The organism is Nostoc sp. ChiQUE02, from assembly GCF_034531305.2.
In the GTDB taxonomy this organism is placed as follows: Bacteria; Cyanobacteriota; Cyanobacteriia; order Cyanobacteriales; family Nostocaceae; genus Nostoc.
Map to the genome: position 1 here is coordinate 1 of NZ_JAVRBN020000044.1, position 22,787 is coordinate 22,787.

Sequence of the window (22,787 nt, forward strand, 5' to 3'; positions counted from 1 at the left end):
TAAAAAGTATGAGCAAGTAATTTTGACAATTTGTGGACTAGTCAGATTGCGAATTGGAGCGTTAATATTGCCAACAACAATAGCTCCTTTGCCATCAAGCTAAAATCAACGTATATAACTACATATTTTTGCCTCGTTATTATCAAGAAATATCTCAAAGCCTTATTTTATCGTATAGACTAGCTAGTTAGCGAGCCTTGCGCTTGGATATTATGAGCTAGTCACAGCAAAGCTTTGATAGTTTTTGGAGATGTCTAATAATTATGAATTATGGTTACTCCAAAAAAATAAATTACTCAATTCCTCTATCTAAGACGACTATCAGATATCTTCTTCCCCTGCTCCCCCTGCTCACTCCACGATTGATTATTTTTTTATTTGAAAGTCCCTATCTTGGTGGGTAATACTGGGGATTCATAACTGGAGATTGATAACCGTTTGTGGGTACAGTACTTCCCATACCGTTGGGTACAGGACTCACAACAGGAGACTGATAACCACTGATGGGCACTGTGCCTGTTGTAGCGTTGGGTAAAGCAGGACTCACAACCTGGGGCTGATAACCATTTGCGGGTATAGTGCTTGTGGTACTGTTGGGTGTGACAGCATTCTGGCTAAACTCTTGGTAGGCAGCACGAGAAATTGAGCTAATCAATTTTTCGGCGCGAGGGTCGTTATTTGGACGTTGTACCATGACAGCAGCTACATAGCGTTTGCCAGTCGGAACAACAATTAAACCTGCATCTGCCAACATTGTGCCAATATCGCCCGTTTTGTGGTATACTCTGGCGCCTGTTCCCAAACCCGATGGCAGCAAAGTGTCTCTCTGGGTGCGACGCAAGATATCGAGCATGAGATCGCGTGATGGCATACTTACTAAATTTCCCTGACTCACGATCGCCATCAAATTCCCTAGTTCCTTGGGACTAGTGGTGTTTGTGCCTTGCAAATCTGGGAGTTGATTGCGAATTATGGTGGCTGTCAATCCCCAATTACGGAAACGCTGGTTTAAAGCATCGATGCCTCCCAGTCGGGCAATCAGCATATTTGTCGCCGTGTTGTCGCTGATGGTAATCATTTTAGTGACAACTTCCAAAGCAGCGTACTGGGTTCCAGCTGGTTTGTATTGCAGATTTCCTGAACCGCCTGCTACCATATCCTGTTGCATGGTCAGCATTTCATCCAGGCGAATTTTCCCTGCGTCCACATCCTGGAAAAAGGCAATCAGAATCGGCACTTTAATTGTGCTAGCCGCCGGAAAACTGGTAGAGCCATTGACATCTACATAATTACCAGTATCCAAATCTACTAAGAAAACTCCAGGTGTAAGATTTGGGTTGGTAGCCGCCAAATTTTGCACGGCATTTTTCAAAGGGGTAATTTCCTGGGATAAATACAGACTCGAAGTTGCAACTGTAGGAGTTTGAGTAGGTTGTGGCTGCGATCGCGCCACGTTACTATTAGATTGCGGTGCCGAATTGGTGCTGATGCGATTAGCCGGGTCTAATACTGACAACGCCGTACCGACAATTGCACCCATCCCAACACCTACAATCAATAACCGCACAACATACAATATGGTTTTGGCCATTGGCTTTAACCGCGTCTTCCGCGATGAGCGCCTGCCTGTTTTTGGCTTTTCCATTCGCACTGTTTTGACCATCACAGCACCTGGCCGGAAGGGAGGAATTTTTCCTTTCACACTAGGTGTTGGTTTTACTGCCGCTGGCATGACTAACCCTGATTTTACCCTACGTGTACCACCAGGGATTGGGGGAGGACTGATTTGATTTTTTGGGCGTGTTAGCGCTGCTTGTCGTCCATTTGCAGCTTGCTGCTGGCTATTAGCTTTAACTTTCTTTTGTACCACTTTTTGAACTTTTTGTGGCCGCTGGCGGCGATTTAAGGGTTGACGCCGCGAGAAAGCTGTTAGTTCGTCACTTGACTCTGACACCGTTACTCCTTGTGACCCACTTGACTGTTTTCTTGCAGACTCCTGACCCCAAACTTAGTCTTTAAGCAATATTAATACTCAAATTCCACTTTGCCACTAAGTAGCATTTTTGTGTTTAGTTTAAGCCATATTAATCATTTTGGGGGGATGATTGCGTACATATTAAACGAATAATTACAAGTTTTCACTATTCTTCTGGTTTTTAAGGGCCCATTCTACCTGCTGTAAAATCCCTCGCAGCATGGCGACCTCCCCAGTTTTCAAGTGAGCGCGATTATACAATTGGCGAAATTTTCCCATACGACTAGCTGCCGTATGGGGATATACATAACCAATTTTCAGTAATAGTGATTCTAATTGCTGGTAGTATCCTTCCACAACATCTAAGGGTGCAAGTTCAGTTTGGGGTAAGGTCTGAGTGTCAGTTTGTTGAGTACATTGTGACAATTCATAACAACAGATTGCTACGGCAGTAGCCAAATTTAGGGCTACATAATCTTGACTAGTGGGAATGCCAACAAACCGCTGTGCATAATTTAATTCTTCATTGCTTAATCCCCGGTCTTCCCTGCCAAAAATCAGTGCTGCGGGTTTTTCTGGTTCCTCCAGTAACCAGGGTAGTGCAGTGCGGGGATTTTCTAAGGGTGTTTCCCAACTGCGAACGCGACCAGTTGTAGCGATCGCCCTGACACATCCATGCAATGCTTCTGGTAAGGTCGCCACTAATACCGCAGATTCTAAAATTTCCTTAGCATGAACAGCCATCATCAAAGCTTCCTCTGATAGCGGATCGCATTTGGGATTCACTAATACTAAATGATATAGCCCGAAATTTTTCATTACCCTGGCGATCGCGCCGATATTGATGGGCCCAGCTGGTTCTACCAACACAATTCTTAATCCAGCCAAGCTCATGTTTTGCCTCCTGCGATCGCACCAGATAATACTTACAGGCTAATTTTCAGCGTTGCGGTTCTGCTGAAGAGTTTCCTTAAAATCATTTTAGCTGTGTAAGTGAATGCCTGCGTCAGGTCTGAACAGTTCAGCGCAATCTCCGCCGTTCAGCTAGTCGTTCGTCGCTATTTATTTGTAGTAATCTAATCGTTGTAAGTCCTGTAGGCGTTAATCCCAGCAGATACAGTTCTAAAAAGGTGAAGTGTTCAGCCCATTTCTGGGTGCGTGGGTTGAAGAGAAAACTAAGAGCAACTGTTTCTGGATCAAAAGATCCTAAGTACCTTTATGACGATTACATCGCCAGCAGGTTAGGGCTAAATTATCAGCATTTGTTACACCGCCGTGCTTTTGAGCAATAACATGATCAATCTCATGGGCAAAAAAAGCAACTCCTGCGGGTAACTGGCAATATTCGCATCTGTAGTTTGCGCGTTCTTCTACGAGTCGGCGAAGAACAATCGGAATATAGTTTACACTCACGGTCAGCTTGTCAAATAAGATAAGTTACCTGCTTTAATCATCACAACTAAGTGTTCAATACGTTCATATTCATCTAGTTCTTTCAACTCCGTGGGTGTGAGTTCACCTGCGCTACTGCGTGTTAGCAAGGTACGCAAACGTTCTTGCATTTCGGGAGTAGGTTTAAATTCAGCAATTTGTTCAGGAGTGGGGTTGCTGGCCAAAAAATCTAAGATATATCGGTAAACTTGTGCTGGTACAGCTGGTTGTTGGAGGCTCAAAGCAAGCAGTTCGGGTAAGCGATCGCCTACTTGTGCTAGTTGTTGAGATAATTCCTCTGATACTTCTAGGGTGATTCTTGGCATGGGGATTGCATTGGCAATTTACTTATTATTAAATGATATATCTCGAAATTTTTCATTCCCCTAGCGATCGCGCCGACATTTATCGGCCCAGCTACCTCTACCAACACAATTCTTAATCCAGCCAAGCTCATTTTTGGCCCCCTGCCTGGTTGTTGAGCGTAGTCGAAACACTACCTCACTTCGACTAAGCTCAGTGACCACCTGCCTTCTGCCTTTCTTCGCAATAACAGACTAACAAAATATGTCTCACATTCTTGTCGAAAATCTCAGCAAGACTTTCTTTGTGTCTGAACGTTCCTCTGGGCTTTTCGGTTCAATACGAGGGCTTGTGCAGCGAAAAACTAGACAAGTTTATGCCCTCAAAGGAGTTTCGTTTTCGCTGGAGCGGGGAGAACTTGTAGGATACATTGGCCCAAATGGAGCTGGTAAATCGACTACGATTAAAATTTTAAGTGGTATTCTCGTACCTTCCAGTGGAAAATGCATAATTGGCGGCCGAACTCCTTGGAAAGATAGAATCGGGCACGTTAATCGTATCGGTGTAGTGTTTGGTCAAAGAACGCAACTCTGGTGGGATCTGCCAGTGATTGAGTCTTTCGATTTGCTACGGGATATTTATCGCGTTCCCCAATCAGAGTATCGCCAGACACGCGAAGAAATGATTGATTTGCTTGGTCTTGCAAGTTTTCTCTCGACTCCGGTGAGGCAGTTAAGCCTTGGTCAAAGGATGCGATGTGACTTTGCAGCAGCAATGCTTCACAGACCGGAAATTCTTTTTCTTGATGAACCTACCATCGGGCTTGATGCAGTTTCAAAGCTTGCAGTCAGAAAATTTATCAAAGCGCTGAATAAAACTCATCAAGTAACTACCATCCTGACTACCCATGATATGGATGATATCGAGGCATTGTGCGATCGCATAATTATTATTGGTGGAGGTGAGATCCTTTGTGATGGAACTCTAGCAGCACTGCGTTCTCAAGTTTCCTCGCGTCGGTACTTAAGAATTGACCTAGCAAACGATGATTTCTTCTTTGAAGAAGAAGGAGTCAGTATTATCTCTAAAGAAGGTCGCACCGTAACTCTGGCCTTCGATCCCACAAAGCTTTCTGCTGCGTCTTTGATTAGCCAAGTTACCTCACAACATGAAGTAGAGGATCTTTTTGTAGAAAATCCACCTATTGAAGAGATAGTTGCTGAACTTTATGCAATTTCAGCAGGAATTGTCCCATGAAAGCATATTGGTCACTCTTTGTTGCTAGATTTACACTGCTGTTGCAATACCGTACTGCTGCTTTGGCAGGCGTTGTAACTCAGCTTTTTTGGGGGTTCGTGAAAGTAATGGTTTTACAGGCATTCTTTACTCATGCAACCTCTGCTCAACCTATGACTTTTCAACAGGCTGTAGGATATGTGTGGCTGGGACAGGCGTTTCTGATGGCAATTGTCCCTTGGGGAGGTGATAGAGATATTCAAGAACTCATCCGATCTGGTGCCGTAGGATACGATCTTCTCCGACCCACAGACCTTTATAATTTTTGGTTGACTCGCGCTTTGGCACTTCGCACAACGCCCCTGATACTTCGTGCTATTCCGCTTCTTTGTGTGACAATTTTTCTTTTTCCCCTTTTGGGGCTTGATGAATGGTCGCTTTCTTTTCCACCATCCTTTGCTTCTCTTGTTGCCTTTTTTCTCTCTTTTCTTGGTGCAATTTTACTTTCGTCTGCATTAACTATGCTTTTCACTGTATCAATGATGTGGACGATTTCTGGCGAGGGAATTAATAGTATCCTGCCTACTCTAATTATTATATTTTCTGGAATGATTGTTCCTTTGCCACTTTTTCCTGAGTGGAGCAAGCCTTTTCTGAATGCACTTCCTTTTTCAGGACTAATCGACAAACCCTTTCGTCTTTTTACTGGTAATCTTCAACCAAATGCCCTGTTTCATGTTTTGCTCCATCAAACTTTATGGATAGTTGTCATCGTTATCCTTGGGCGTGTTCTTGTGAAATATGGCATAAGAAAGCTTGTAATTCAGGGGGGATGAATGAGGAGGCAGGAGACAGGAGGTAAACCCCATAAATAAATTTACAGTATGAACGATTTTTTACTTTACCTTCGATATATTTCTGTATCTTTCAAGTCGCAAATGCAGTACAAAGTTTCCTTCTGGCTGCAAGTCATAGGGCAGCTTTTAGGAACTGCTGTTGAATTTTTTGGAGTCTGGGCACTTTTTACTCGTTTTAATAGTATTGGTACGTGGACTTTGAATGAAGTTGCTCTCTTTTATGGAATAGTTAATATTTCCTTCGCCTGTGCTGATGCCCTTGGAAAAGGGTTTGACTCATTTTCAACAATAATTAAAAGCGGAGACTTCGACCGTTTACTTCTTCGTCCACGCACCACAGCACTTCAACTTTTAGGTAAAGAGTTTACTTTGAAACGAATCGGAAGATTTTCTCAAGGAATTGTTGTTATGGGGTGGTCACTTTCATCTCTCCACATCCCTTTAACTTTTAAAAATTTCTGGCTTTTAGGCACTTCATTTTTTGGTGGGGTTGCACTCTTTGTTGGCATTGTCATTATGCAAGCAACCCTCACATTCTGGACTATTGAATCTCTCGAAATTATGAATATCCTCACTTATGGAGGAGTAGAAACAGCTCAGTACCCTCTTGCAATTTATAGCAAGTGGTTTCAGCGATTCTTTACTTTCTTGATACCGCTTGCTTGCGTCAGCTATTTTCCTTTGCTTGCAGTACTTGAAAAAGAAGATGCTTTTTTAGTGCCTTTGTGGTTTTGTTATGTTTCGCCAATCGCAGGCATTCTCTTTCTGATGGTTGCACTCAAGCTTTGGAAAATAGGAGAGCGATACTATTGTTCTACTGGCAGCTAGGACAACAAAATTTTAGCTGTGTAATCAGGCGCTTTTAAATGGGCAGATCGCACTTTTCTGAAGATTTTGATTAAATACCTTGTAGTATTGTCTGATTTCACTAAACAATGCCACGGGAAGCTCAAATGAAAAACTCCAGGAAAGGTTGGTTACGTAAAAGACTTAGAATTACTCTGATTTTCCTGTTAGTGCTAGGGCTATTGTTAGTGGGATTTGCCACCTACACTGTGCGCCAATCCTTTCCGCAAGAAAGTGGCACAATTCAACTACCTGAACTGAAGGCTGAAGTTAAAGTCCAGCGCGATAAATGGGGAATTCCCCATATTTATGCTGCCAACTCCCACGATTTATTTATGGCGCAAGGTTATATCCACGCCCAAGACCGCTTTTGGCAAATGGATTTTTGGCGACACATTGGTTCTGGGCGACTCTCAGAAATGTTTGGTTCTTCTCAAGTTGACACTGATAAATATCTGCGGACAATGGGTTGGGCGAGGGTGGCGCAGCAAGAAATTCAGGAAATTAATGCAGAGATGAAGGCATACCTGGAAGCTTATGCAGATGGTGTCAATGCCTATCTGGCAGAGCATCAAGGCAGCGCCCTGAGTCTAGAATACGCTGTGCTCAAGTTCCTCAATCCTGGGTATCAGCCAGAACCTTGGCAAATACTGCATTCCCTGACTTGGGGGAAGGTAATGGCTTACGATTTGGGCAGAAATTTCCAGAGCGAAATTGAACGTGCCATTCTGCTCAAAACCCTTGCCCCAACTCAAGTAGAGGAACTTTTTCCACCATACCCTAAAGACCTGCCAGTGATTTTGCCTGAGTTCCAGAAGAAAAAGGACACGGAGACAAGGGGACAGGGGGACAAGGAGAGTTATTTCCCCCCATCTTCTTCACTTCTCGACTCTCCAGATATATTACCTGCTTTAGAGTCAATTACTAAGCCAATGATGGCTTTGGAACAACTTATAGGACCCACAGGAATAGGTATTGGCTCGAATAACTGGGTGATATCTGGTCAGCGGACAGCTACAGGTAAGCCAATTTTGGCGAATGACCCCCACTTAGGTGTGCAAATACCTTCTATCTGGTATGAGGTCGGTTTGCATTGCACACCCAAGAGTGCAGAATGTCCCTACAACGTTACTGGCTTTTCTTTTGCAGGAATGATTGGGGTAATTATCGGTCATAGCGATCGCATTGCCTGGGGTGTCACCAATGTACAATCTGATGTGATGGATTTATACATTGAGAAAATCAATCCAAAAAACCCCAATCAGTATGAGGTAAATGGCAAATGGGTTGATATGCAACTCGTGCAAGAGACGATTCAAGTAGCCAGAAATCAGCCAATTGTGCAAACGGTACGCTACACCCGACATGGGCCGATTCTCTCTGATGTTTCGCCCAATCTGAAGGGGTTCAAACCAAGTCAGTCCTTAGAATTACCGCAAAACTACGCCGTAGCCCTGCGCTGGACAGCCCTAGCACCTTCCAAACTAGGGTATGCTATTCCCCAAATCAATCGCGCCCAAAACTGGCAGGAATTCCGCACTGCTGCCAGTAACTATGATGTCCCTGCTCAAAATTTGGTCTACGCTGACATTGATGGCAATATTGGCTACCAAATGCCTGGTAAATTCCCTATCCGCGCTAAGGGAGATGGGCGTTATCCCGTCCCTGGTTGGACGGATGAATATGAATGGCAAGGCTATATTGACTTTGAACAGTTGCCCAAAAGTTTCAATCCATCCCAAGGTTATATTGCTACTGCCAATAATTTAGTCGCGCGTGAATATCCTTATTTAATTACCGCCGACTGGGTTTATGGCTATCGGGCAAAGCGCATCGTTGAAATAATTTCACAACAAACGCAACTGATTTCTGTAAAGGATGTGCAGCAGATACAGGGTGACGATCGCAATCTCAATGCCCAAACACTAGTACCACTATTACAATCTATCACTGTTGATACACCCCGCTTGCAAGCAGCCCAAAAACTACTACAAGATTGGAATTTGCAGTTAGGAATGACATCGCCCGCTGCTGCCTTATTTGAAGTCTTCTGGAAACACTTGTTAGCAGATACGTTCCACGATCAGTTGCCTGAAAAGTACTATCCTAATGGAGGCGATCGCTGGTATGCTGTGGTAGCAAATCTGGTAAACCAGCCCAATAGTTCTTGGTGGGATAATCGCAACACCCCAAAAGTTGAGAACCGCGACCAAATCCTGCGACAATCCTTCACAAAAGCGGTGGATGAATTAGAACGTATTCAAAGCAAAGACCCGAAAAACTGGAATTGGGGCAAGCTGCATACTATTACTTTTCGTAATGCCACTTTGGGTAAATCTGGGGTTGCACCGATTGAAGCTTTATTTAATCGTGGTGCATTTGCCACGCCTGGTAACGGCGAAACAGTGAATGCTAACCGCTGGAGAGCAAACAAATCCTTTGAGGTGACTGATATTCCTTCACTGCGGATGATTGTAGATTTGGGAAATTTGGATAACTCGGTAGCGATTCACACCCCTGGACAATCAGGACATGCTTTCCATAGGCACTACAACGATATGGTTGACTCCTGGCGCAAGATTGAATATCACCAGATGCTATGGGAACAAAAGAATGTTACAGGTAATACTGCGATATTAAAGTTAGTTACAAAATTGGCAGAGTAGAAGGCAAAACAACTATAAAATTTAAAATTTATTTATTTAAGTGAAATTACATACACGTTGTGGCAAAAATGAATTATAAAGTAGCAGGGATAAAAGAAATTCAGCAGCAGAAATAGAGATTCTTTTGAGAAAAAAGTATTTTTGCCTCAATCTCCTTTGTCTAACTTTTGCCAAACATAGTCGGAGAAAATAGAACGTATGCAAAGCATATTTAAACAAAGTTTTATGATTTCAGCAACTACTGCGATCGCATTATTATTTGCAGGTTGTGGAGAAAGTAAAGTTGCCCAATGTAACAAAGTCATCAAGGTTGCCAACCAGGCATCTACTCTAGGTCAAGAATTTGCTAAAAATCCCAATCCGGCAAAAGGTTCTAAAGCTTTAACTGAACTAGCTGGTAAGATAGACCCACTTGCCAAACAGATGAAAGCACTGGAAATTAAGGATGAAAAGTTACAAGGTTTCCAAGGACGCTTTCTCACACTCTATCAGAACATCAGCAAGGAATTGAATAATGCAGCAACAGCCATAGATAAAAAGAATCTACCAGCAGCAAAGGGCTTTTTGGTATCTCTGCAAAAGAGTAGTACCGAAGAAAGTTCAATAGTTAAGGAAATTAATAGTTATTGCTCTGGCAAATAGCCAATTTTGAACGAAATCCTGATAACAAAGATAGCAGTTAAACTTAGATTCAATACAATTTCACCGTAATCGCTAAAGTAATTTTATGCCCTTGATGTATTGCAGTCAAGTAGAAACTGCTCTCTTTGATCTACTGCTTTAATATTTTATTGCTCAGAATTAAAAACTCTCCAAATGTTCATTATTTAATTTTTAATAAAGGTAGTACTTTCTGTTTTAAAAACTCAATTAAAGCTGGTTCCATATACTCATATTCATCTGGTATAGCTAAACAGATAATTTTTTTATCTTTAAAAAATGGCTGAAAGTTTTTGGATAGCTTCTTTTTATGGGGTTTTTCCATCACAAAGATAATATTAGCCCATTGAATAGCCTCTGTTGAAACTGGTACTTGGGCATAGCGATCTAAACCTGCCGGGTCCGTTTCAAGTCCTTCATATTCAGAAAATACAGCCTCAGCAGTAGGACTTCGCAATTTATGTTGACTACAGATAAATAAAAGCTTTTTCACTAACTAATTTTACAGAATATCTGACTTTCTGTCGAAGCGATCGCTGTTAAATTCGGAATTATAAAACCGCAGATTTTGCCTAAGATACTTTTCTAGCTGGTAAGGTTTCTTTTTTATCAATAATTTTTTAGGCGCTGCTGAGTGTTAAGTATGAATTCACCTCATGCAGAGAGAAGTTTGAAATATAGAATTTTTGAATTTCATACTCATATTCAGCAACGCCCCAATTAGACACTCAGAGGGTATTAATGGGGAAACACTTCTTCTCAAGTCAAGCCCAAGCATGAAGACTTTCCCAGATCACACTATAGCTTACTACTTGATAATCTCCAGAGAACCACTGCTTGACGTACCGAGACTAGCATAGCTAGTAGGCAGATTCGCAAAATTTGTCCCATCTAAGATAACGCTGCCCGAAACCTGTGCATCGCGAGAGGAACCAGTATAGCGATAACTTGATGTGTAGCCTGGACTTTGATAGCGGCTTTGGGATTTACCACGGTAGGTATCACCTGTGCCCGTCCAGGTCAAATTGACTGTTGCAGTTTTGGAAGTCCCCAAATAGTAATCGTAAACTGTGAAGCTGCCATTCAAAGTAGCTGAGTTGAGCTTATTACTGGTGAAGGTAACGTTTTCACTAAAGCCGTCACCATACGACTGCGTTCCGGTGCAGTAATTATAGCTTGAATAGTAGAAGTAAGCCCCTGTCTGGGAAGTAGGAGCGCCAGGCCCGCTTTTAGTGACATTATCAAAAGCAGAAACAGAAACGTCAGTATAGCTGCAATCATCAGATTGGGAAAAAGAGGCATAAGCATTCTGCCCCTTGAATTGGTATTTAGTAGCTGTAGCAGCTAGGGCTGGGACAGTGCTTAGACTCAATAGTGTCAAAGCGGTTGCAATTGCTGTTGCAGTTTTCATCGTTTATTCTCCATTGGTGTTTGCTTTTCACAACATTTGGACTTATACACAGCACAAATTGACATTCCATGAGTAATGGAACTCGCTCGCTTGAGACTAATGAGATCACCTTCAGGCATTTATTTACTTGTACAAGCAAGTAAATAATCAAACATTAATACCTGAAAAATACTGCATTATTCTTAAGTATTTGTAGTACTCTGTAAACCCAAAAGATGTTTTTTTAAACGGAATTGGTTGAATGTTAAGGATGTGCTTACTATTTAAGTTCATAGCACAAGATTAAAAATCGGCTGTAGTGCTTATACAGGAAGACTTTTGCTGATTAGAAAAAGTTTTAAAGCTGTATGCCGAGACTAATTACCAAATATATCAGCCTCCTTCTAACTTGATTGATGATACTTGATAAAAGTATAGTACCATACTACTTGCAGGATAAAATATGCAAAATACATAATTTGTAATCAGCATGTAATCAGCAATTTTACAAAGAAAGGCAGAGGGCAGTTCTTGCAAAAGGCACTAAAGAATAAGTATTAATAGAAACTGTAGTTGTAAGTATATAGCCGGGCTAGTAAAAAATCGTATCGAAACGCCCTCTTCCGTGATGCAAAGCGTCGACAGCCTAAGTAAAGATCAGTTGCGCGTGGTTACCCCCAGCCTCCTGAATGTCAATCTCACCGCTCACAATAACCCTCTTTAATGACTCTGGCTAGAGAATAAAACAGGCTCAACATTTCAGCAAAATCCAGAAAACACTGTTTTTCAAACGATGTATCAAAGCGCAAAAGCGCTAAGAAATCTTTGCCTCTTAGCGCCTTTGTGTGAGATATTTTCTCTAACTTGCTACACCATCTCAGACGAAGCCTGCATCATTGGCTGCGGTTGTGGCTGGAACATAAACAACGAGTACACTACATCTCGGCGAATGTTAACCATCATATCCAAGAAGAGTTCGTAACCCTCGCTCTTGTATTCAATCAGCGGATCTTTTTGTCCGTAACCACGCAATCCTACCGATTCGCGCAAGGCATCCATTTGTTGCAGGTGTTCCCGCCACAGGGTATCAATGCGTTGCAAGATAAAGAAACGTTCAGCTTGGCGCATAAGTCCAGGTTGAACTTGGTCAATCTGCGCTTCTTTGAGATCGTAAGCAATTCGCACCTGTTCGTGGAGGAAGGCTTTAATCTCAGTAACAGACATATCCTCTAATTGATTTGGCTGTAAGTCTGCTAGCAGATAGACGAATTCTTTGACTTTCTCAACCAACTTTTCTAACTCCCACTCTTCCGAGGGCAAGTCTACGTTGATGTAGTAGTCAACGATGTCATCCATCGTTTTTTCAGCGTACTTGATTACCTGTTCTTTTAAGTCTTGACCTTCTAACACCCGGCGGCGTTCAGCATAAATAGCACGACGTTGATTATTCATCACCTCGTCATACTCAAATACCTGCTTACGGATATCGTAGTAGTAGGTTTCAACTTTTTTCTGTGCGCCTTCCAAACTGCGGGTGAGCATCCCAGATTCGATGGGCATATCTTCTTCCACTTGGAAGGCATTCATTAACCCAGCAACGCGATCGCCACCAAAAATCCGCAGTAGGTTATCCTCTAAACTGAGGAAGAATCTCGTGGTTCCAGGGTCACCTTGTCTTCCTGCACGTCCGCGCAACTGGTTATCAATCCGCCGCGATTCGTGGCGTTCTGTACCAATTACGTGCAAACCACCGATTCCCACTACCTCATCATGTTCGCGGGTAGTAAATTGTTCGTATTCGTGCTTAACGCGGTTGTAAGCTTCGCGCAGTTTCTGAATCACAGGGTCGTCGATGGGAGCTTTTTCTGCTGCTACAGCTACCTTTTCTTCAGCTTCCAATTCTGGTAAACTGCGATCGCCATACTCACGCACTGCAATTTCTACTGCGTCTTTGAGTAGTTTTTCTGTTTCTTTTGTTAATTGGGTCGGGAAAATTTCTGGTGAAGCCCGCCAAGTTTTGACTTTTTTACCAGGGACAAAGCCTTGACCACCACCGTGTCCTGTTGGTAATCCGGCTGGTCTTTGAACGCTAAATGCATCTTCATCTTCTGGCATGACGATTCGGGGCATGAAGTATTCCCGCAGCTTCAGACGCGCCATGTATTCGGAGTTCCCACCCAAAATGATGTCTGTGCCTCTACCAGCCATGTTAGTAGCAATGGTAACAGCACCTTTTCGCCCGGCTTGGGCGACGATTTCTGCCTCACGTTCGACGTTTTCCGGTCGGGCGTTGAGTAATTCGTGGGGAATTTCTAGTTGCTTCAGCAGCCGACTGAGAAGTTCGGATTTTTCTACACTAGTGGTTCCTACTAATACAGGTCTGCCGAGTTCGTGCATTTCGGCACATTCTCTAGCGATCGCACCCCACTTGCCTGGTTCTGTCTTAAAGACCATATCAGACAAATCTTCGCGTCTGCGATCGCGGTTGGTGGGAATTACCGCAACTTCCAATTTGTAAATTTTTTCAAATTCCGGTTCTTCGGTTTTTGCCGTTCCGGTCATTCCACCAAGTTTTGGATACAGCAAAAACAGGTTTTGATAAGTAATTGTCGCTAGAGTTTGAGTTTCTGGCTGAATATCTACGTGTTCTTTGGCTTCAATAGCCTGGTGCAGTCCATCGCTCCAACGCCGTCCAGGTAGCACCCGACCAGTAAATTCATCTACAATTACCACTTCGCCATTGCGGACGATGTAATTTACATCCTTGAGGAAAAGTTCTTTGGCTTTAATCGCATTGAAAACGAAGTGCGCCCAAGGATCTTCGGGGTCAAATAAATCTGTGACTCCCAAAAGATTTTCGGCTTCAGCAAAGCCTTCATCTGTCAATAGCACGTTACGAGCTTTTTCATCCACATCATAATGCTCGTCTTTTTTGAGTGTGAATGCGATTTCAGCGGCTTGCAGATACTTTTCTGTAGGTCTTTCCACCTGCCCGGAAATAATCAGCGGTGTCCGCGCCTCATCAATTAAAATCGAGTCTACCTCGTCAATTACACAATAATTGAATGGGCGTTGTACCACATCTGCCATTGATGTCGCCATGTTATCCCGCAGGTAGTCAAAACCGACTTCGCTGTTGGTAACATAAGTGATGTCGCACTCGTAGTTTTTCTGGCGTTCGCTGGGAGTCATGCTTGACTGGATTAGCCCCACACTCAGCCCCAAGAACCGATGCACCTGTCCCATCCATTCAGCATCCCGACGAGCCAGGTAATCGTTCACGGTGACAACGTGTACACCTTTACCAGTCAGGGCATTTAAGTAACTTGGCAAGGTGGCGACTAGTGTTTTACCCTCGCCGGTTTTCATTTCGGCAATTTGCCCTACGTGCAAAATGATCCCGCCAAGGAGTTGGACATCAAAGTGCCGCAAGCCTAAGACTCGTCGTCCTGCTTCCCGAACAACGGCATAAGCTTCTGGCAATATGTCATCCAGGGTTTCGCCTTTGGCGAGCCGTTGTTTAAATTCGACGGTTTTACCTTTTAACTCATCATCGGAAAGAGCCTTAATTTCTTCCTCTAAAAGGTTAATTTCAGTAACAGAAGGTTGGTATTTTTTAAGCTTACGAGCGTTGGGGTCACCCAACAAAAGTTTTAGCATGGCAGATTATAGAACTGAATCAAGGGGGATGGGAATTAAAGGGTTGGCATTGATTATAAACATTTAACCCAGCCCAACCGTCTTGGTCATGGATGGGTGTGAAAGGAGAATTAACTCAAAAACAGGAGAAAAACTAGACAATCAGTTTACTAAATGATTGGTTTTAACTCTTATCTTATATTTAGTCTTTCTTCATAGTATCATTTTGCCCCCAGATGGGGCCAGAGAAGGGGTGGGGGAATAAAGTGAGGAGTTATGAGTTAAGAGTTATGAATTTTTTAACTCCTAACTTCTCACTCCTAATTCACTTCCACTCTGGTGTCAGGCGGCGGAAATTGTAATCACTAGCACTGGGATGACAGCTGACACAACTGCCAAGCTGGACGGGACGTGGTAACTTAACTCCTGGATGCAAAGCTTTGAAATAACGTGAGTCGTTAAGGCGATAGGGTGTTTCTTCGTCATCTAGCTGGACACGGGAAAAAGTTGAAAGATATTTCCACACCAAGATGCGCGGTGGATCGACTAAAGGCTTGAGTTGTGCGCCGTAGTGCTGGGAGTCTTGCAAGAGATTTTTCCAAGTTTGGGTGGGTAAAACTGCTGGTGGTAAGCCGATGTGGCATGTGGAGCAGTTTTCCAAATACAGTTCTTGCCCCAGTTGGTACTGTGCAGGCACTACGTCAACTGTGCCAATTTCAGCGGTAGGAGTAGCACTCTGGGCGTTAGTTGCCAAGGCTAAAAGCCAGCCCATAGCTAAACTCCACGTTACAATTACCAAAAGTAAACCGAAAAATTGGCGTTTGAATTCACGTTCGGCGTTTTGCTGTAGCACTTGGCGATTGCCTAATAGCGATCGCTTTTCGCCATTGCGGGATTTGCGCTTAACAAAAATTGACATTCCTCACATTCCCAGATATTTAGAAGTAGCGCTTGTGCTAATCATAAGACTTACGCAGTATTAGAAGTGTTTCAGATTGTGCGTAAGTATTTTCGGCAAGCAATATAGCGATGCCTATTGGCAAGCCTCTCTGCATCTACATCTCTCTAACATGCATAACAGTAAAGTCTTAATTTTCTAAGCACTTTAGTGTTTACTACAAACCCTCAAAACTAACTTGACAAAATATTAAATTTGTGAATTAATTTGCCTGACTACCGTTAGCGCTGAATAACTCACCCCAGCAGTACCTTCACCTGGATGGGTAGAGTCACCAACTAACCACAGATGCTGGATGGGTGTGCGATTGGCAAAGCCAAAGGGGCCAAAAGTGGGTATTCTTTGACCTATGCCACCGACTATACCGCGATCGCGCCCTGTGAAATGGGCAAATGTGCGGGGTGTTGCCGCTTCTTGATAAATAATAGTTTCTGGTTTGAGATAAAAGTATTCAGCAAGACGAGCGATCGCTTCTTGGGTAAACTTTTGTTTTAGCCCTTCATAATCATCAGTCTGCCACCACTGTGCAGGATCGACAAATGAAGAAGCGATAATTGTTGCTTTCCCCTCCGGTGCGCGACCGTCTCCAGGATGACTGACGGAAACAAATAGGGAATTATTCTCGCCAATCGGGCCATCAGCATCGTACAGAAATTGGAGATGGGGAGGACATCCAGGCGGAATAGCACTGGCGTCTACACCCAAATACACCACAAAAGCACCCGATGCTTGGGGTAGTTTTTCCACTCTGTTTTTATAACCAGATGGCGCTTGTTCTCCCAATAACTGCACCAAGTTTTGCACAGTGACGTTGCTAACTATGTGGTCGGCTGTTTCTGTCCAGACTTCGCCAGTTTTCTGATTTCTAATGACAACAGCACTGGCTTTGCCGTTTTCTACTTTGATTTTTTCTACAGTGTGGCGCATCAATAATTTGCCGCCATCTCTTTCTAGGGATTGTACCAAGCGATCGCTTAATACTTGCATACTTCCCTGGAGGTGAAACAATCCTTGGGGCAGTTGGGATACACTCAACGCTGTGGCGGCGTAAAGTAATGCTGTTTCTTCTGCATTTACTTGGGAATACAACTTCAGTTGCAAATCTAAAAAAGTTCTTAGTCGTCGGTTATTACCCAGTCCACATAACCGTAAAGCATCTCCGACTGTAAACAAAGTGAAGGGTACGGTAATTAATGTACTGGGACGCACCGCCTGAGTTAGCTGCCACAAATCCCATAAATTACGCGGCGGTAGAACCGGATCGCGTCCTTGAAATTCCCAACTGGCATCGAATAAAGTTGCCATCAACTGCCAAAAGGGTTCGCTACCAGGAAATTGTTTTTGCTGTTCCTCTTGCCATTTCTCTTGGTCGCGCCAAACATTAATTGGTGTACTTTCCCCAGGTAAATACACTGCACAAGCAGGATCGCAAGGTGTTGCTTCTGGTAAATCTATTTCCAATTCTGAGAAAATGCGGTGGTGAATTCCCCCTGGTTCTAAGCCTGCAACTTGAGTTGCTCCTACATCAAAGGTAAATCCCTGACGTTTAAACGTCGAAGCACAGCCTCCTGGTACAAGGGCTTGGTCTAGAATGAGGATGCTGTAACCTCTATGAGCTAATAATGCTCCAGCAGTCAGTCCACCTATTCCTGCACCAATGACCACTACACGAGATTTACTTTTGTCAATAGAAGTGCTGGACATTGATATTTATTTTTATAATTCTTAACATTGCTATTCATAATTTTACAGCGTTATCGACATTAATGAATTCATCGTTAAAGAAAGTAGTCAGCATACGGTGATGTGGGGACACGGGCAGTGTTACGGAAGCTGCAACCAAGTGAAAACTAAACCGTATATATTAGAGTGACTTTATACAAAGTACTGAATTTTGTTATCCGTCGGAAATTAGAGACTTTAAGAATGAATATAACTATGTATTTCTGTGGTTATCCACTATGAAAACAGAAAAGACGCAAGATAAGAAGAAGCAGGGCTGGCTTGCAAAAAAGCACAAATTACTAATAGGACTTGCTATTGTTGGAGTTATTGCGATTCTATATCGAATTGATGGGGCGGGGTTTGGATCAGACTTGAATATATCAGTGACTACAAAGAAAGTAGTAAATCCCAAAGATGGAAAAATCATCGATCTCACAGAGACAACTGAGCATTTTCAATCAGCCAAAACACTTTGGGACTGGTTGGGACTGGCTGGTACACTTGCAATTCCGATTGTGCTATATCAGTTTCAGCGTAGTGAAAAAGAACAGGATGATACTATTTCACGTGAAGAAGCTTTGCTGGCTTACTTTAAGCATATATCGGAGCTATTAATTGATAAAAAATTGAAAATATTGATTAATCAAAAATTAGAAACTACAGACCCTGACTACTCCATGCTAGATGCAGCACTAGATGTAGCACGCGCATGTACGTTGTCAGTACTACGAAGACTAGATAAAGATGGGGAACGTAAAGGGCGTGTTATTCGCTTTTTAAGCGATACGGAGCTTGTAAGTGAGTTGGACTTGGAGTTGGCTGACTTAAGTTATGCAAACCTGAGTAATGTCAAGCTAAAAGGTGCTAATTTGGGTTATGCAAACTTGAGCAACGCCGACTTGAGTTTGAGCGATGAGCGCATTACAAAGAAAATAAAAAGGGAGTTCGCATCATTGCGCCCAGCTATCAAAAATATTGACCCAGAAGCTTTTTGCTCCTATAGCGATCCAAATCAAAATGTTAACCTGAGTGATGACCAGAAAGCTTCATTAGAATTTGTTGATAGCGGAATAAAACTATACTGTGCAAATTTGAAAAATGCTAACCTCAGCGATCGCTTCTTACTAAATGCCTGCCTAAAATATGCCATCCTAAGAGATGCCAACTTAACAAATGTCAAACTGAACAGTGCCAACTTGAGCTATGCCGACCTGAGAAATGCTAACTTGAGCGATGCCGACCTCAGCGATGCCGACCTCAGCGGTGCTGACTTAAGCGGTGCTGACCTCAGCGGTGCCAACTTGACTAACGCTACTCTACCAAACGGCAAAAAATACGAATGTCCAGAACAGCTTAAGCAATCTGGAATTGAAGCTAACTACTTGCCAAAACTGCCAGACGCACCCGAACCAGTGTCAACAGAACCGCTGTGTCAAAGTTCTGTTATTACATAGAGTCGGAATAATACCCTTACGTTCCGCTCCCAATTGCTTCTAAATTTCTCAGCGTTCTGTGTTAAAAGTGGTCACTGTGCCAACTCCGATAGAAAATTCGCTACTTTTCTCAGAGTGTTCATACCAATAAAATCGTCATGTCTCTAAACTAAACAGTTTAATTTGCCCCTGGTCGCAGTTTCCGTTACACTACCCCGATATGGGAAAATTCTTCTTTGGGTTCTCTTCTTGATGCGTTCGCCCTACAGCCCTTCAGGCATCCTACGGTAGGCGTTCGCGTTGGCGGAGCCTCTGGTAGAGAAGCGATCGCAGTGCTTATTTTAAGTCGCAGATAAGATAAAGGAGTAACATCGCTCCTCACACACAAGTAGCAATGACCTCAACCCTGCGGAAATTTCCCCGTCTTAATGCTCCGACGCTGCACCACTTGCCCAATGGTTTGACAATCATTGCCGAGCAAATGCCAGTTGAAGCCGTAAACCTCAATTTGTGGATTAAAGTTGGCTCCGCTGTAGAACCTGATGCCATTAACGGTATGGCTCACTTTTTAGAACACATGATTTTTAAGGGAACAGAACGACTAGCTAGCGGCGAATTTGAACGTCGAATAGAAGAGCGGGGTGCTGTTACCAATGCCGCTACTAGCCAGGACTATACTCATTACTATATAACCACTGCGCCCAAAGATTTTGCTGATCTTGCGCCACTACAAATAGATGTAGTATCTAATGCGAGTATTCCTGATGATGCCTTTGAACGTGAGCGATTGGTAGTTTTGGAAGAAATTAAGCGTTCAGAGGATAATCCCCAACGGCGGACATTTCGGCGGGCGATGGAAACAGCCTTTGATCAGCTACCCTATCGCCGTGCGGTATTGGGGCCAGAATCGGTGATTGCCGAACTTAAACCCCAACAGATGCGAGATTTTCATACTAATTGGTATCAACCCCAGTCAATTACTGCTGTAGCTGTGGGCAATTTGCCCGTGGAAGAACTAATCGCAACTGTTGCTGAAGGATTTACAAAAGCGACTAAAACTCAGCACTCCCCACTCCCCAGTACAGACGCGATTAATCGCGTCTCTGCCCACTCCTCACTCAGCCCTGAGTCACCATTTACAGAAATTGTCCGTCGAGAATTTATCGATGAAAGTCTGCAACAAGCAAGACTAGTGATGGTTTGGCGAGTTCCAGGAATGACGCAGTTAGATCGCACCTATGGACTGGATGTTTTAGCAGGAATTTTGGGACACGGACGGACATCAAGACTGGTGAGGGATTTACGGGAAGAACGGGGATTGGTTTCTTCAATTTCTGTGAGCAACATGAGCAATCAGCTGCAAGGGATATTTTATATTTCAGCTAAATGTGCAGTGGAAAATTTACCAGTTGTAGAGGATGCGATCGCTCAACACATTGGCAAAATACAAACAGAGTTGGTCACAGAATCAGAAATTGCTCGTGTGCAGCGACGAGTAGCTAACAGATTTATATTTGGTAACGAAACACCAAGCGATCGCTCTGGGTTGTATGGTTATTATCAATCTTTGGTGGGAGATTTGGAACCCGCCTTTAACTACCCAGCGATAATTCAGAGCCAACATACAACAGACTTGATGCAAGCAGCCAAAGAGTATCTATCTCCAGATGCTTATGGTGTAGTTGTCCTCAAGCCGTAAATTAAGTATGGGGAATGGGGCATTGAGCATGGCGAAGAGGAAAATAATTAATAACCAGTATCCAATGCCCAGTTACTAATCCAAAATCTAAAATCCAAAATCCAAAATTGCATGATGTGGACTCAAATCGACGCGCATATTAGCCAGGTGACTGGCGAAAAATTTCAGAGTCAGCAACGGCGATCGGTTGGTGGCGGCTGTATCAACCAAGGTTATGCTGTCTCTAATGGTGAGATAACCTACTTCGTCAAACTTAACCAAGCCTTCCAAGTTGCGATGTTTGAAGCTGAAGCGTTGGGTTTAGAGCAAATGCTGGCAACAGCTAGTATTCGCGTCCCCAAACCAATTTGCTGGGGTACTGCTGATAATTCTAGCTACATCGTCCTGGAATGGTTGGAACTTAGTAGCGGTAACAGCAATTCGTCGGAAGAGATGGGGCGCAAGTTGGCGACAATGCATAAAGCTAGCAGCAGTCAAGGATTTGGTTGGAAAATTAACAATACTATTGGTTTCACACCCCAAATCAATACTTGGACAGCAGACTGGGCAGAATTTTATATTAAACATCGCCTGGATTATCAATTTCAGTTGGCAAGGCGGCGGGGAGGTAATTTCCCTAAAGAAGATAAGTTATTAGCGGCGATTCCTGAACTATTGGCGGATCATCAGGTGCAACCTTCGTTGGTACATGGCGATTTATGGGGCGGAAATGCTGGGTGTACTGCGTCGGGAGAACCAGTGATATTTGATCCAGCAACTTATTTTGCAGATAGAGAAGTTGATATCGCCATGACAGAATTGTTTGGTGGGTTCCCAGCAGCGTTTTATAAAGGTTACAACGAGGTGTTTCCGTTAGATGCAGGCTATGAGCAGAGAAAAACGCTTTATAACCTCTATCACATTTTGAATCACTTCAATTTATTTGGGAGTAGTTACGATTCGCAAGCCAATAGGATGATTGACCAGATTTTACGATAAGGGATGCGGATTGTGGTTGATTGGCTTTTTTGGTTGATTACTTTGTCCTGGTGTCACAGACTCGATTGCGAGATTAATGGTAGTTTATTTTTGCACAAACTCCTTTATCCCAATCGCGATACAAGCTATGACACTCAATTTATATTTACTGCGACATGGAGAAACTACTTTTAGTCAAAGTGGTAATTTCTGCGGTGAAACTGATGCGGAGTTGACAACAGAGGGGATGGAGATGGCATCCGCTTTTGCCGATGTTTATCAACAATTGAAGTGGGAAGGGGTTTATGTTAGCCCAATGAAGCGCACAATTGCAACTGCCAAGCCATTTTGTGATGCTATCGGTATGGATATGCAGTTGCGTGACGGACTTAGAGAAGGTAGTTACGGCGAATGGGAAACTAAGAGTAAATCGTTTGCTCAAGAGAATTACGCAGAAAACTATGTAAAATGGGTGACAGAGCCAGCGTGGAATGCACCCAAAGGTGGAGAAACTGCGGTAGATATTGCTAACCGTTCTATGCCTGTAATTGCTGAAATTCAAGAAAAACATCCCCAAGGTAATGTTTTAGTAGTTTCTCATAAAGCTACGATTCGGATTATGCTTTGCAGTTTACTGGGAATTGATTTGGGACGCTATCGCTATCGGGTGAATATTTTGGTCGCGTCGGTAAGTATGGTTAAATTTGACGTTAATGGCCCTTTGTTAGAAATATTAGGCGATCGCCATCATATACCCGATCGTATTCGCTCTCGTCCGGGAACATAATAGTCTCTTAGGGACTTGCAAAAAATAAATTATCCCAAATTATTTCTAGATTTATAGGGGCGGTAAGGCCTTGCGCCCCTACAATTGGATTATTTTTTAACTGGAAGGCGCTGCTTCGCCTGCTTTAAGAGCGATGGCGTAACCGCCCGCGGTAGGCGATCGCGTGGGTTGACAAAGCCCTCAGTAAATAGGAAATTAATTTGATCGGGTATGAGGATTTATGCC

At 43.3% G+C, this 22,787-nt stretch carries 19 protein-coding genes; 9 read left to right on the forward strand and 10 right to left on the reverse strand.

What is annotated here, in order from left to right:
* Positions 1-388 precede the first annotated feature (388 nt).
* From RM347_RS29200 to RM347_RS29220, 5 genes are all read right to left on the reverse strand, one after another.
* A complete protein-coding gene (locus tag RM347_RS29200; RefSeq protein WP_322719625.1) occupies positions 389-1,954 on the reverse strand; it encodes a serine hydrolase in 1,566 nt (521 codons plus the stop codon).
* Between the two features lie 174 nt (positions 1,955-2,128).
* On the reverse strand, positions 2,129-2,869 hold the full coding sequence (locus RM347_RS29205; protein WP_322719626.1) for an RNA methyltransferase: 741 nt from the start codon (positions 2,867-2,869) through the stop codon (positions 2,129-2,131).
* Positions 2,870-3,181: 312 nt separating this feature from the next.
* Positions 3,182-3,388, reverse strand: a complete 207-nt coding sequence (locus RM347_RS29210; RefSeq protein ID WP_322719627.1) for an HNH endonuclease — start codon at positions 3,386-3,388, stop codon at positions 3,182-3,184.
* Positions 3,389-3,390: 2 nt separating this feature from the next.
* Positions 3,391-3,732, reverse strand: a complete 342-nt coding sequence (locus RM347_RS29215) for a hypothetical protein (protein WP_322719628.1) — start codon at positions 3,730-3,732, stop codon at positions 3,391-3,393.
* Positions 3,714-3,863: a hypothetical protein gene (locus RM347_RS29220; protein WP_416211911.1), complete on the reverse strand. Its 150-nt coding sequence runs from the start codon at positions 3,861-3,863 to the stop codon at positions 3,714-3,716. The genes RM347_RS29215 and RM347_RS29220 overlap by 19 nt, the downstream gene beginning before the upstream one ends.
* Positions 3,864-3,973: 110 nt before the next feature.
* Here RM347_RS29220 and RM347_RS29225 point away from each other — a divergent pair, with 110 nt between their 5' ends.
* The 5 genes from RM347_RS29225 to RM347_RS29245 all read left to right on the forward strand — a co-directional run bounded on the left by RM347_RS29225 (position 3,974) and on the right by RM347_RS29245 (position 9,956).
* Entirely contained in the window at positions 3,974-4,966 is a 993-nt protein-coding gene (locus RM347_RS29225) for an ABC transporter ATP-binding protein (RefSeq protein WP_322719629.1), read from the forward strand.
* A complete protein-coding gene (locus RM347_RS29230) occupies positions 4,963-5,781 on the forward strand; it encodes an ABC transporter permease (protein WP_322719630.1) in 819 nt (272 codons plus the stop codon). Before RM347_RS29225 ends, RM347_RS29230 begins: the two co-directional genes overlap by 4 nt.
* 48 nt (positions 5,782-5,829) lie before the next feature.
* Positions 5,830-6,630: an ABC transporter permease gene (locus tag RM347_RS29235; RefSeq protein WP_322719631.1), complete on the forward strand. Its 801-nt coding sequence runs from the start codon at positions 5,830-5,832 to the stop codon at positions 6,628-6,630.
* Positions 6,631-6,755: 125 nt separating this feature from the next.
* The gene (locus RM347_RS29240) at positions 6,756-9,314 is read left to right on the forward strand and encodes a penicillin acylase family protein (protein WP_322719632.1); all 2,559 of its coding nucleotides are present in this window, start codon (positions 6,756-6,758) and stop codon (positions 9,312-9,314) included.
* Between the two features lie 198 nt (positions 9,315-9,512).
* Positions 9,513-9,956 carry a hypothetical protein gene (locus tag RM347_RS29245; protein WP_322719633.1) on the forward strand — a complete coding sequence of 148 codons (444 nt, stop codon included), beginning with the start codon at positions 9,513-9,515 and terminating at the stop codon, positions 9,954-9,956.
* 181 nt (positions 9,957-10,137) lie between these two features.
* Here RM347_RS29245 and RM347_RS29250 read toward each other — a convergent pair whose 3' ends face one another.
* The 5 genes from RM347_RS29250 to crtD all read right to left on the reverse strand — a co-directional run bounded on the left by RM347_RS29250 (position 10,138) and on the right by crtD (position 17,665).
* Entirely contained in the window at positions 10,138-10,467 is a 330-nt protein-coding gene (locus tag RM347_RS29250) for a low molecular weight protein tyrosine phosphatase family protein (RefSeq protein WP_322719634.1), read from the reverse strand.
* Between the two features lie 315 nt (positions 10,468-10,782).
* Positions 10,783-11,385, reverse strand: a complete 603-nt coding sequence (locus RM347_RS29255) for a hypothetical protein (RefSeq protein ID WP_322719635.1) — start codon at positions 11,383-11,385, stop codon at positions 10,783-10,785.
* A gap of 846 nt (positions 11,386-12,231) precedes the next feature.
* A complete protein-coding gene (gene secA, locus RM347_RS29260) occupies positions 12,232-15,024 on the reverse strand; it encodes a preprotein translocase subunit SecA (protein WP_322719636.1) in 2,793 nt (930 codons plus the stop codon).
* 304 nt (positions 15,025-15,328) lie between these two features.
* Complete coding sequence (locus RM347_RS29265; RefSeq protein WP_322719637.1) at positions 15,329-15,922, reverse strand: cytochrome C; 594 nt, start codon at positions 15,920-15,922, stop codon at positions 15,329-15,331.
* Positions 15,923-16,150: 228 nt separating this feature from the next.
* Entirely contained in the window at positions 16,151-17,665 is a 1,515-nt protein-coding gene (gene crtD / locus RM347_RS29270) for a C-3',4' desaturase CrtD (protein ID WP_322719638.1), read from the reverse strand.
* Between the two features lie 404 nt (positions 17,666-18,069).
* Between crtD and RM347_RS29275 the strand changes: the two genes are divergently transcribed.
* The 4 genes from RM347_RS29275 (at position 18,070) to RM347_RS29290 (ending at position 22,562) form a co-directional block, all read left to right on the forward strand.
* Entirely contained in the window at positions 18,070-19,140 is a 1,071-nt protein-coding gene (locus RM347_RS29275) for a pentapeptide repeat-containing protein (protein ID WP_322719639.1), read from the forward strand.
* A gap of 373 nt (positions 19,141-19,513) precedes the next feature.
* The gene (locus RM347_RS29280; protein WP_322719640.1) at positions 19,514-20,818 is read left to right on the forward strand and encodes a M16 family metallopeptidase; all 1,305 of its coding nucleotides are present in this window, start codon (positions 19,514-19,516) and stop codon (positions 20,816-20,818) included.
* Positions 20,819-20,932: 114 nt separating this feature from the next.
* The gene (locus tag RM347_RS29285; protein ID WP_322719665.1) at positions 20,933-21,796 is read left to right on the forward strand and encodes a fructosamine kinase family protein; all 864 of its coding nucleotides are present in this window, start codon (positions 20,933-20,935) and stop codon (positions 21,794-21,796) included.
* Positions 21,797-21,923: 127 nt separating this feature from the next.
* On the forward strand, positions 21,924-22,562 hold the full coding sequence (locus RM347_RS29290; RefSeq protein ID WP_322719641.1) for a histidine phosphatase family protein: 639 nt from the start codon (positions 21,924-21,926) through the stop codon (positions 22,560-22,562).
* Positions 22,563-22,787: the final 225 nt, after the last annotated feature.

Bases quoted from the DNA above. Each gene is read 5' to 3' on its own strand.
- RM347_RS29205 (WP_322719626.1), bottom strand. From the start codon at position 2,869: ATGAGCTTGGCTGGATTAAGAATTGTGTTGGTAGAACCAGCTGGGCCC.
- RM347_RS29235 (WP_322719631.1), top strand. From the start codon at position 5,830: ATGAACGATTTTTTACTTTACCTTCGATATATTTCTGTATCTTTCAAG.
- RM347_RS29220 (WP_416211911.1), bottom strand. From the start codon at position 3,863: ATGAGCTTGGCTGGATTAAGAATTGTGTTGGTAGAGGTAGCTGGGCCG.
- RM347_RS29290 (WP_322719641.1), top strand. From the start codon at position 21,924: ATGACACTCAATTTATATTTACTGCGACATGGAGAAACTACTTTTAGT.
- RM347_RS29285 (WP_322719665.1), top strand. From the start codon at position 20,933: ATGTGGACTCAAATCGACGCGCATATTAGCCAGGTGACTGGCGAAAAA.
- RM347_RS29225 (WP_322719629.1), top strand. From the start codon at position 3,974: ATGTCTCACATTCTTGTCGAAAATCTCAGCAAGACTTTCTTTGTGTCT.
- RM347_RS29245 (WP_322719633.1), top strand. From the start codon at position 9,513: ATGCAAAGCATATTTAAACAAAGTTTTATGATTTCAGCAACTACTGCG.
- RM347_RS29230 (WP_322719630.1), top strand. From the start codon at position 4,963: ATGAAAGCATATTGGTCACTCTTTGTTGCTAGATTTACACTGCTGTTG.
- crtD (WP_322719638.1), bottom strand. From the start codon at position 17,665: ATGTCCAGCACTTCTATTGACAAAAGTAAATCTCGTGTAGTGGTCATT.
- RM347_RS29215 (WP_322719628.1), bottom strand. From the start codon at position 3,732: ATGCCAAGAATCACCCTAGAAGTATCAGAGGAATTATCTCAACAACTA.
- RM347_RS29280 (WP_322719640.1), top strand. From the start codon at position 19,514: ATGACCTCAACCCTGCGGAAATTTCCCCGTCTTAATGCTCCGACGCTG.
- RM347_RS29255 (WP_322719635.1), bottom strand. From the start codon at position 11,385: ATGAAAACTGCAACAGCAATTGCAACCGCTTTGACACTATTGAGTCTA.
- secA (WP_322719636.1), bottom strand. From the start codon at position 15,024: ATGCTAAAACTTTTGTTGGGTGACCCCAACGCTCGTAAGCTTAAAAAA.
- RM347_RS29265 (WP_322719637.1), bottom strand. From the start codon at position 15,922: ATGTCAATTTTTGTTAAGCGCAAATCCCGCAATGGCGAAAAGCGATCG.
- RM347_RS29240 (WP_322719632.1), top strand. From the start codon at position 6,756: ATGAAAAACTCCAGGAAAGGTTGGTTACGTAAAAGACTTAGAATTACT.